We start from the raw sequence: 239 nt of genomic DNA on the forward strand, positions 1-239 counted from the left end.
GTTTCTTCACCCAAAAGACGTAGGTTCAGGGAGATCGCGCGCGGTGACCCTCCCGATAACCCGCCTTCTCGGGAGCGGTCCACCCCACCGCAAATGTGATTTTGTGCGATTGTTCGCGCCGATGCGTGACTATCTGCAACTGCACGAGAAGCTCACAAAATCGCAGATCGGCGCAAATGATCGCCTGTGATTCAGATGGCAGGATAGGCATTGCTACGTAGCAATGCGGCTTGCTCGCC

1 protein-coding gene is annotated in these 239 nt (G+C 56.1%); it reads left to right on the forward strand.

The features are described from left to right. Positions 1 to 190: hypothetical protein (locus GSQ89_RS38750; RefSeq protein ID WP_216856412.1), on the forward strand; the 190-nt coding region annotated here is incomplete at its 5' end. Positions 191 to 239 lie beyond the last annotated feature (49 nt).

Origin of the sequence: Acidisphaera sp. S103, from assembly GCF_009765975.1 — a bacterium.
Taxonomy (GTDB): Bacteria; Pseudomonadota; Alphaproteobacteria; order Acetobacterales; family Acetobacteraceae; genus Rhodopila.